This window comes from Neobacillus drentensis (assembly GCF_036965245.1).
GTDB lineage: Bacteria > Bacillota > Bacilli > Bacillales > Cytobacillaceae > Neobacillus > Neobacillus drentensis_G.
On the sequence record NZ_JBALPG010000088.1, the window covers coordinates 1 to 10485 of the forward strand.

Annotated in this window: 7 protein-coding genes and 1 pseudogene; all 8 read right to left on the reverse strand. The window is 33.9% G+C overall.

The annotated features are described in order from the left end of the window. Nucleotides 1–224: 224 nt before the first annotated feature. The 8 genes and pseudogenes from V7150_RS17665 to V7150_RS17700 all read right to left on the reverse strand — a co-directional run bounded on the left by V7150_RS17665 (nt 225) and on the right by V7150_RS17700 (nt 10153). A complete protein-coding gene (locus V7150_RS17665; RefSeq protein WP_335521018.1) occupies nt 225–1220 on the reverse strand; it encodes an HNH endonuclease in 996 nt (331 codons plus the stop codon). 30 nt (nt 1221–1250) lie between these two features. Continuing rightward, nucleotides 1251–1571: a nucleoside triphosphate pyrophosphohydrolase gene (locus V7150_RS17670; RefSeq protein WP_335521029.1), complete on the reverse strand. Its 321-nt coding sequence runs from the start codon at nt 1569–1571 to the stop codon at nt 1251–1253. A 714-nt stretch (nt 1572–2285) separates the two neighbouring features. Next, nucleotides 2286–2504, reverse strand: a pseudogene (locus V7150_RS17675) (YdbC family protein). A 32-nt stretch (nt 2505–2536) separates the two neighbouring features. Next, nucleotides 2537–5635: a type I restriction endonuclease subunit R gene (locus V7150_RS17680; protein ID WP_335521020.1), complete on the reverse strand. Its 3099-nt coding sequence runs from the start codon at nt 5633–5635 to the stop codon at nt 2537–2539. Nucleotides 5636–5637: 2 nt separating this feature from the next. Continuing rightward, nucleotides 5638–6744: an AAA family ATPase gene (locus V7150_RS17685; protein ID WP_335521023.1), complete on the reverse strand. Its 1107-nt coding sequence runs from the start codon at nt 6742–6744 to the stop codon at nt 5638–5640. A gap of 1 nt (nt 6745) precedes the next feature. Next, on the reverse strand, nt 6746–8002 hold the full coding sequence (locus V7150_RS17690; RefSeq protein ID WP_335521025.1) for a restriction endonuclease subunit S: 1257 nt from the start codon (nt 8000–8002) through the stop codon (nt 6746–6748). After that, a complete protein-coding gene (locus tag V7150_RS17695) occupies nt 7999–9546 on the reverse strand; it encodes a type I restriction-modification system subunit M (protein ID WP_335521026.1) in 1548 nt (515 codons plus the stop codon). Before V7150_RS17695 ends, V7150_RS17690 begins: the two co-directional genes overlap by 4 nt. A 34-nt stretch (nt 9547–9580) precedes the next feature. Continuing rightward, on the reverse strand, nt 9581–10153 hold the full coding sequence (locus V7150_RS17700; protein WP_335521027.1) for a type IV toxin-antitoxin system AbiEi family antitoxin domain-containing protein: 573 nt from the start codon (nt 10151–10153) through the stop codon (nt 9581–9583). Nucleotides 10154–10485: the final 332 nt, after the last annotated feature.

Genomic DNA, 10485 nt, shown 5'->3' on the forward strand with positions numbered 1-10485 from the left:
TTCATTGAATAACCTCTAGTGATGAAATAAAATGATTATTTGTTTGTGCATTCCTTAAATAACCTTACAAACTCTTATTACTTTATTATTGTTAAACCCTTCGTCAGTAGCAGCAATAGCAATTGTTCCTTTGTTTACCAGCTGAAAACAGTTTTTATTAGTATCTAAATAGTTTCTCTTTAAATATTGATTCAATCAGCAGTGAAAAAAAACAAATTATTGGATTATAAAACAATTCCCTTAGGCCTCCAATAATCGGTAAACCCATTTTCCACCGAATAATGGTACAAATCAATTAATTTTTTGCTGGTATAGACTTTCATATCTTCCCTTTTTCTAAGTTCAGGTACAGAAATGAAGGTTTTATTTCGCTCGATTACGGTCTCTAAAAAGTATTTATCCGCCAATTTATCACTCTTTGATAAATTACAAGTGCTGCAAGAGATTACTAGATTCCAAAGCTGATCTGCCTGGACAAAACTCCAAGGGATAAAGTGATCCACATGGACTTTATCTTTCTTGATGGTTTTACCACAATAAAAGCATTTCCCGCTATAAAAAGAGGAAAGGACTTGATAAAACTGATCGAGTGATGACCGCTTCGAAACATTTTCAACTTTTAAGAGCAGGTTTGTAGTATCTCCGTTTTCATTAAACTTTTCTAGGAATAAAGCAAGATGATAGTTCGTTAAGTAATTTAATACCCGTTGGAACCGCTGCATAAAGGAATAATATGCCGGGTTTATTCGTAGCTGCTCCTTGCGGTTATCAAAATCATATATGGTGCAGCTGGTATCTCCGTATATGGCTCCCATCACATTGATTTTACATTTCTTCGTCACTTTATGAATGATCTCCACCTGCAACTCACTTGATAATTTATCAAATACCAACGACTTCGGGATATGATACTTGCATTGGATATCATGAAGAATGGTTTGCACCTCAGCCATTCTTCCCTTTACATTAATTTGATTGAGATTATGATGGATAACCAGATTCCAATAGATCTTGGCAAAGCTTGAAAATATGGTTGAATAGCTTAACTCAAGCTTCTCATTCACATTGTATAAGTTTTCTAAAATCGATTTAATGAGAACGAATTTGTATGTTGTCGAGTTCTTTGATTTAGACGAGAAAATGAAATTAAAATGTGACCATATCTCTTTATCTGTTAAATATTCCGTTTTCATCTCGCCGACCTGTAATTTGTGACTCATGAACCCATCCCCTGCTATGCTGACTTAATACTACTGAACTTCAATAAGATAAAACTTTTTCTTAAATCCGCCGCGTTTCTCTAACTTACTTTTCCGAATGCCTTCAACTTTTTCAAAAGAGCTGCCATGATATTCTGCTAAAGCATGAATGATTTCTAACAAGTCAGCAAGTTCTTTGATTGCTTCCTCGTTGGTCTCACTATTTATGTATTCATTAAGTTCTTCGAAACCTTTTTGCTTTAGTGAATGTATATATTCCTCATTATTTAAGATTTTAAAAGAGCATTGACTCCCAGTATTTTTAATAATTTCTGGAATACGATCACGGACCAATTTATTGTATACAGGCACTTTATCATCCCCTACTATAAAAATAAAACCTACCTTCATAATATTTTCGACAAATACTACAAAAAGCCTTTTTATATAACTGAATAATACCAAGTTTCAACATTAATTTTATACTACAAATACTATTTTGATAGGTGTTAACATGGTTGTTCTTTGAATTTAATAATTGTTATTCTTCTTCAGAAAGCAATCCTATTCTTTACATCAAATCTCCCCCATCATAAGATTCGAAGCACGCGATTTTAGCAAATTTCAGTCGTTTTGAAGAAAATAAAAAAGACCTCCAACAAGAACTGTTGAAAGTCTTTGGTATCAAGGTTTTACACCTAGAATTAGATACCGGTGGTCGGGTTATAGAATAGGCTAGGAACCCTTATTTTATAAGGATTCTTTGGGTGCTTGTGTAAAATCTGTGTAAAATAATTTGACTGTGTAAATTAGTACACTAGAAAATCATATTTTTGTAACCAAGATCAGTTTTCCTTGTTGTACTATCTGTTAGAGTAACATCGAAATCTCTAAATTTTCAGAATTGTTTTACCTTTCTGAAATACTTGTACAATTGAAGTTGTAAATTTTAACTTGTCTAAGTTGATTCATCTATATTGACCTCCGTAAGAGAAAAATTAAAGAGTGAAAAAATAACTTATAGGTTAAAACCCTTCAGTTTAATAGTTGCATATTATATTGCGATTTTTCGGTATTATTTGTTACCTAATCTATGGAATTCAATGCTTGCTTCAGCTTATCTAACTCTTCATTACTTAACGTGACACCCTTACCCATCTTCTCATGATTTGGCGCCTAGTCACGGATGTCGTATTTCGGTTCACGTAAGTTACAACTGATTAGATTGAGTTCTTTTGTCCATCCCTTTGAAGATTCAGACAATATGCCATGTTTTTGGGTTACTTCATATTTGAATTCTGCCATTTATCCACCCTATCCTTTCTATTTTAGATTTATTAAATTTTTCCACCTACTCCCTTAAACTTATCTACGAAGGCAGAAATTTTCTGAAAAACGCCCTGCTTTTTTGTTAAATATTGAGGATTAAGAGGACTCATTTTAGGAAGAATTTCATTAAGTTCCGTTCCGTTTTCACTAGCGTATTCTCTTTTTAATGAATTCAAAATATATCTTTTTGCAGCCTCTTCATTAAGTTTTTCAGTATTAATCAACTCTTCTGCTTCACGTTTTTGCTCAGTTTGAGCAAATGAGAAGAAGGCATCAATAATACTTGCTTTATCTTGAAAACTGTCTAAATCAGCTTGGTTGATAAAATCAACTACTAAGCTTTCTTTTGCACGGTTTCCTACGCTAGATCGAATTAAGCGACGAACCTCTTCAACCAATGTTGCTTTATCTTTTACTTTCTTGTTATGTTCAAAAATAAGTTCAAGAATGTAATCTAAATTAATCTCTTGGGATTTTAAAAGATCTACTTCAAAGACAACATCATCCCAATTAATAGAAACATTTTCCTTTTCTTTCCCATTTCTTTCACGGCGGAGCCAATCACGAATATCATTATATGAAGAACGATAATCTTGAATAGCTCTTTCTTCTAACACCTGAATCTCTTGCATTACAGCAATATCTTCATCAGTAACATAGTGAGTAGATTTGAAATCTTCTACAGCTTTAGGATCAGTAATATCTATTGCTTGCAAAGCTTTTAAACCTGAAAATTCATCATAGTTCTGCAGGATATTTTCAATACGCAAATATTCACCAAAGAGTTTCGCAAACTCTTTTTTTTCCTTTTCAGTAACAATATCATCAAAATTAGGAAAACGTTCCTTTAATTCTTTTACTACCTCTACGTATCCACGACGGGCTTCACCAGTTGCCACATCAGTGAATCCTTCCATATACTCCTTGTAGCTTTTCTCTAGCACCACATTTTTAGTGTTTTTATCTCCAAAAAGAGTAATGGCGTCTATGGTTGCTTGTTCTAAATCTCTAAAAGTAACAATATTTCCAAAGGTTTTGGTGGAATCATAAATACGATTTGTTCTCGAAAAAGCTTGCATTAAACCATGATACCTAAGATTTTTATCAACAAATAAAGTATTTAATGTAGGTGCATCAAAACCAGTTAAAAACATTCCTACAACAATCAACAAATCAATCTCTTTGTCTTTTACTCGTTTAGCAAGGTCACGATAATAATTTTGAAATTCCTTACTTTCTACGCCATAATTGGTTTTAAACATGGCATTATAGTCTTTAATGGCTAAACTTAAAAACTCTTTTGCACTACTATCCATTGCTGAAGGTTCAAAAGTTTCATCAAGAATTTCACCTATAGCATTTTGCTCTTCATTAGCAGCAAAGGAGAAGATTGTCGCAATCTTAAGGGGTTTACTGCTTCCCTGTTGTAAGTTATTTAATGATTCATAGTAGAGTTTGGCTGCTTCAACACTACTCACAGCAAACATGGCATTAAATCCTTTTCCATTCGCATTTAAACGATGGGTTTTTATTCTAAAATTATTCAGAATATATTGAGATATTTCTTTTATCCGTTCAGGATGTAGTAATGCTTCTTTATTTTCTGCTGCCGATAGCTTTTTCTCGTCCTGTTCTTTTTCAATCGTTTTGAACTTGGGACGTACATCGTTATAATCAACTTTGAACTTTAAGACTTTTTCATCTCTAATGGCATCCGTAATTACATAAGAGTGTAACTCTCGACCAAAGACAGAAGCAGTCGTTTCAGAACCTAACGCATTTTCTGGGAAAATAGGCGTACCTGTAAATCCAAATTGATTGAACTTCTTAAACTTTTTATTGATATTTTTTTGAGCTTCACCAAATTGTGAACGGTGGGCTTCATCAAAAATAAATACCACTTGCTTATTATATATAGGTAACTCTGTTTCGTTTTTAATTAAGTTATTGAGTTTTTGAATCGTCGTCACAATAATTTTATTATCATCTTTTTCAATGTTACGCTTTAATCCTGCGGTACTTTCTGAACCATTAACACTATCAGGGGAAAAACGTTGATACTCTTTCATCGTCTGAAAATCTAGGTCTTTCCTATCTACGACAAAAAATACTTTATCTATAAAATCCAGTTCAGTAGCTAAACGAGCTGCTTTAAAACTCGTAAGCGTTTTCCCCGAACCTGTTGTATGCCAAATATATCCACCACTTTCAGTAGTTCTCCAATTTTTGGCTAGGTATGAACTTTCAATTTTCCATAAAATCCTTTCCGTTGCAGCAATTTGATAAGGACGCATAATCAGCAGGTTATCGCTCACATCAAAAACGGAATATTTTAGTAGTACATTCAATAAAGTATTTTTCTGAAAAAATGTAGCCGTGAAATCTTTTAGATCTTTTATCAGGGTATTATCCGATTTTGCCCAATTCATAGTAAAATCAAAACTGTTTTTATCACGTTTAGTCGTATTAGCAAAATAACGGCTATCGGTCCCATTAGAAATCACGAAAATCTGTAAATATTTAAACAGAGAGTTTTCTGAATTAAAGCTCTCTTTACTATATCGATGAACCTGATTAAAAGCTTCACGAATGGCAATCCCACGCTTTTTAAGCTCTATTTGTACTAAAGGTAAGCCATTGACTAAAATGGTAACATCATATCTATTAGCTTGCGTTCCTTTTTGTTGAAATTGGGAAATTACCTGCACTTTATTGTTGGCAATATTCTTTTTGTCTACTAGGTAAATGTTTTGAATATGCCCATCATCAAAAACAAAGTCATAAATATAATCGTTATGAATTCTACGGGTTTTATCAATGTGGTTATCACTGGGTTTATCTAAAAACTGCTCACAAAATCTATTCCATTCAGCCTCTGAAAACTGTACATTATTAAGGTTTTGCAGTTGCACTCGGACATTAGCAAGCATTTTTTTAGGAGTAGTTAAACTTGGCAGATATTCATAGCCTAGATTTACTAAATCTTGAATCAGTTCTCGTTCTAAATCGGCTTCTGTTTGATAGCCAGCTCCTTGTTGGTCTATTTTCGTATATTTATCTAAAACTATAAAGTTTTTTGATTCTGCGATGGGTTTGTAGTCGCACATCTTTATGCCTCCTTCCAAAAGCTATAGTTACTTGTCAAATGTTCAAGTAATAGCTTAACAGTTTGTTTTTCTTGGGGAGATGGTTCTGCTACACTTTCATTCGCTAAGGTAGAATGACTTGTAAATTGAATAATACGATTATAATAAGTTTGTTTGTTATCAGGTAATAAGTCTGACCAATATGGAAATCCAAGAAAACTAGCTGTTTTTTCATATAGATTTCTTAAAAGAGTGAAATGATATTTTTGTACTTGATTGTTCTCAATGGCTTCCTCTATCGTCTTCTTCAAATGCAAATGATATGAAAAACTCTTATTTGAGTCTCCTGGTTTTTCTTCTAATTCAAAAGTGCCATCTTCCTGACGGTCTAGCATGTAGCAGTTCTTTTTATTGAATTCATTATGGAGCACATTATAAAAAATAGGATTGTGTGTTGTAATAACAAACTTTAGTCTGGATTCACTTCTTTTGATCAATTGAGCCAAGTCTACAGCCAACTGAATCAGATGGTTATCATCTAACGAAGTTACAGGATCATCAATAAACACATATTCCAACTGATTAAGTTTATCTGTCTCTCTTTCACTTGGCTCAGGTATATTAAGTACGTATATTACTTGATCAAGCAAGCTATAAAAAACACTCCAAATAAAACTACTTTCTTCACCTTTCGAAATCTTGATATTTTGTGAAGGTGCGTCATTTCCTTGTTCATAAGAAAATGTAACCTCAGTAAAATCTGGATTAAATCTAGGTGTTAATGCTTGATTAGTATAATTCTGAAAATGACTAATAACATTTTGATCTTGCCCTTGTTCATTAAGTACCCATTCAGTAAAAGAGTTCGGATGAATTCTAAGTTTTAAATCAACATCATTTTCTAAATCATTATCCCAATAGAACAAATCTTCCGTAAAGGCATTATAGTAAATGATTTTTTTGCTAGCTAGCCCTGTTTCTTCTGTCTCTATATCTTTTTTAGGTGCAACCAACAATCTAAATTCCCTTGAAAGTCTTGTTTTGCCATTTCCATTAAAGGCATAAATTAATTGAACTTTTTTATTATTATCTTTTAACTGCTGTGCAATATCAGTTAATGAAACACCCATATTACTCCTCTACCTCCTCTTTTGGAAAGCTGAGAAGCATATTACGATAATATTCGTATTGTTTTTGACGAAACTCTCTTTCACGAGATAAACCCTCGGTAACTGAGGATGTTATGGCATCAAATTTATCGAGGATAGATACGATGCGGGCTTGTTCCACAAGAGATTTGTCTGGGTTGTCTGGATACGGAATTGGGATTTTGACTTCTCTTACTGCATTGGCATTAAATTGGGGCTGTCCACCACCTGACACCAATTTGTTAGCTTGATGCCAAAAAAGTTCGCTTTGAGAAAAGTGCCAATAATATTTGGGGTTGATGATTTTCTTATCAAAACTAAGTTTGATTAAAAAGCCGGCGAAAATAGCAGGATAATCTTCTTCGAAAATCATTGTTTTACCAAAGGTTGCTCCTGTGCGAGCCATTAACAAATCATTTTTTTCCAGAATAAATCTTTCGTTTTCTTCTGAAATATCAACGAACTTTGCATCTGTCGGTATAAGTTTGCCATTCATATTTATATCTGTAATCCTGATAAATCTGGCATCACCCGAATCCTGAGCTTTTGCAGCGTAGCCATATATAAATTTACCCACATCCCCCAACCGTTTCCATTCAACATTACCCTCTTCAAAAGTCAGCAACTTATCACGATAATAGTTATATTGCTTTTTACGAGCTGTATGCTCTGCTGTAAGCTTGGCTGTAAGCTTGGCTGTAAGCTCGGTGAACGTATCCAAAATACGGACTATTTCTTCTTGTACTTTAAGGGGTGGGATGGGGATTTTTGCTTTACTTAAACCAGTCGCGTTAATCGCCGAAATTTTCCCCGAAGATATATGTTTCTTAATTTGGTCATGAAAGTGCTCGGTTCGTAAAAAGTATGAAACATACTTTGGATTCAAAGAACTTCTATATGAAAAACAAGCGTCATGAATAACAACCCCCGAATTTCCAAGCCAAGCAGTACCTATTCCAATATCTTCAATTGTTTCGCCAGCGGCAACAATTACCACATCACCATGATTTGCAACTCTTAGCTTTGAAGCTAAATCATGACTAACGAACGATTTTGTCGTTTCTGCCCATATATTATAATGCGTATACATTTCACCATAATGAATACATGGGAAACCCTCTGATAGCATGTCGGTTTTTACAAATCTCTTACCTCGTGTAAATTCACCGACTTCCCCCAAACTTTTCCACTGAACCTCAACCCCCTCCAGGAGTTTCTCCATAATATTCAGCTTAATCATGATTCAATCACCTCAATAATGTCATCAATTTCAGCACGAAGTTGGTCTATCTTTGCTACAGTCGTTTTTATTTCCGCATTCAGCTTATTTATATCAATGACTTCCCTTGTGTCTTTTGCTCCTATATAAGAACTTACAGAAAGATTGTAATCATTTTGAACGATTGCATCATAATCAACGGATTTTGCAACATGCTCAACATCTCCTTTGCTGTCAAACATTTTCATAATTTGCTCAATATGTTCATCTGTAAGTATGTTATTATTGGTTGCTTTTTTATAAAAATCCACACCACTTGCATCAATAAATTGAGTTTTATTATCGCTTTTATGCTTAGAAAGAACCAAAATATTAACAGCTATTGAAGTACCGTAAAAAAGGTTAGGTGCTAATGAAATAACAGTTTCAACAAAGTTATTATCAATCAAATACTTTCTAATTTTTTGTTCTGCACCACCACGGTAAAAAATACCAGGGAAACAAACTATAGCAGCACGTCCTTTACTTGAAAGGTAACTAAGCGTATGAAGTACAAAGGCAAAATCGGCTTTAGATTTTGGGGCTAATACGCCTGCAGGAGCAAATCTTTCATCATTAATAAGTGTTGGATCATCACTACCAATCCAATTTACGGAATAAGGTGGATTAGATACAATGGCATCAAAAGGCTTTTCGTCACCAAAGTGAGGATCTAAAAGCGTATTTCCTAAAGCAATATTAAACTTATCGTAATTTATATTGTGTAAAAACATATTCATACGAGCAAGGTTATAAGTTGTATGGTTAATCTCCTGTCCATAAAAACCATCTTCAATAATATGAGCATCGAACTGTTTTTTTGCTTGTAATAGCAATGAACCTGAACCGGCTGCAGGGTCATAAATTTTATTAATGGTTGTTTGCTTGTGTATTGTTAATTGAGCAATAAGTTTAGATACACACTGCGGTGTGAAGAATTCCCCTCCAGATTTTCCAGCATTGGCAGCATAATTAGAGATTAAAAACTCATAGGCATCACCAAAAAGGTCAATTTGACTATCTTCAAAATCACCAAAATTAAGCCCTTCAACGCCTTTAATGACAGCAGCTAAACGACTGTTTTTATCTTTCACTGTATTTCCCAATCTATTGCTTGTCGTGTCAAAATCAGCGAATAATCCTTTAATATCCAATTCAGAAGGATAACCATTTGCTGAACTTTCAATAGCAGAAAATATAGCAGCTAAATCAGTATTCAAACTTTCATTTGTGTTGGCGGTTTTCGCAATATTAGCAAACAGCTGACTCGGATATATGAAATAACCTTTTGTTTTAATGGCATCCTCCTTGATTTCTTTCGTTATAATATCATCAGGAAGGTCTGCATACTTGACACTTTCGTCTCCAGCTTCAATATAGCTAGAAAAGTTTTCGCTGATGAAACGATAAAAAAGTGTTCCTAAGACATATTGTTTAAAATCCCATCCATCTACTGAGCCACGGACATCATTGGCTATTTTCCAGATTTGAGATTGTAATTCGGCACGTTGTCCTGCACTTGACATTTGTATACCTCCAATTTTTCTTCTTATACATTGATTATAGAAGCACTTCTAAATAGGTTTGAAGTTTTCCTTCCACCTTTAGTTTCTTGCCATATTCACACAGCAATGCAATGTTCTTGTCTTTTCTTCTAACGTAGCGTTTAAAGGCATCTGTGATGATCTGTAAATCTGTCTTATTATGCTTTCGCAAGATATCGCATAATGTCCTTTCCATGTTATAAGCTCTCACTGTATTCCCTGTAGGTGTTTTTACTTCTACAACTCCAAGCTCATACAATTCCATAATGACGCGATTGCACTTCACGTTTTCGCTTTTTACGGTAGAAGTATTGTAATTATGAGGAAAGGTCATTTGAAATTTTGCTGGCGTCCTGTCGGTTAAACCAAATAAATAAAGTGAAGTAGCACCAGAAAAAATCCCTCGTTTATAACGAACTTGAAGATTATACATTTCATCTTCCCATGATCCAACCAGTTGATATACGCCTCGTCCTGTCCGTTCTAACAAACCTGTATCCATCATATATTTGAGATTGCCACGTGAAATTCCTGCTTTTGTTACTTCGGCAGCAGTTATGACACCATTATTATTTCTGATCATTTCCATAATGAACTCAGTAATAGCCATAACACACCTTCTCTCAAAAATAAAAAAAGACTCTACGCATATAATTATGATCCACTTATGCGTAAAAGTCAAAACGTATATACTAAAATTTCCTATTCAAAACCTTATAAGCGAAACATAGTTTTGAGCTTTTTGTTTTGATATTATCTCTATTCAACGAAAGAAGATAGATCAATAATTAGTTGCAAACACAGGCATTTCACCTAAAGTGGTAAATCACTAGTACTATCAACACTTTTACTTAAATAAGAAAGATTACACCACCTATGTATAGTAGAAAATTTTAAAAAGGTTGCCGACAAGCCATACAT

Bases quoted from the DNA above. Each gene is read 5' to 3' on its own strand.
- V7150_RS17665 (WP_335521018.1), bottom strand. From the start codon at position 1,220: ATGAGTCACAAATTACAGGTCGGCGAGATGAAAACGGAATATTTAACA.
- V7150_RS17680 (WP_335521020.1), bottom strand. From the start codon at position 5,635: ATGTGCGACTACAAACCCATCGCAGAATCAAAAAACTTTATAGTTTTA.
- V7150_RS17685 (WP_335521023.1), bottom strand. From the start codon at position 6,744: ATGGGTGTTTCATTAACTGATATTGCACAGCAGTTAAAAGATAATAAT.
- V7150_RS17690 (WP_335521025.1), bottom strand. From the start codon at position 8,002: ATGATTAAGCTGAATATTATGGAGAAACTCCTGGAGGGGGTTGAGGTT.
- V7150_RS17695 (WP_335521026.1), bottom strand. From the start codon at position 9,546: ATGTCAAGTGCAGGACAACGTGCCGAATTACAATCTCAAATCTGGAAA.
- V7150_RS17700 (WP_335521027.1), bottom strand. From the start codon at position 10,153: ATGGAAATGATCAGAAATAATAATGGTGTCATAACTGCTGCCGAAGTA.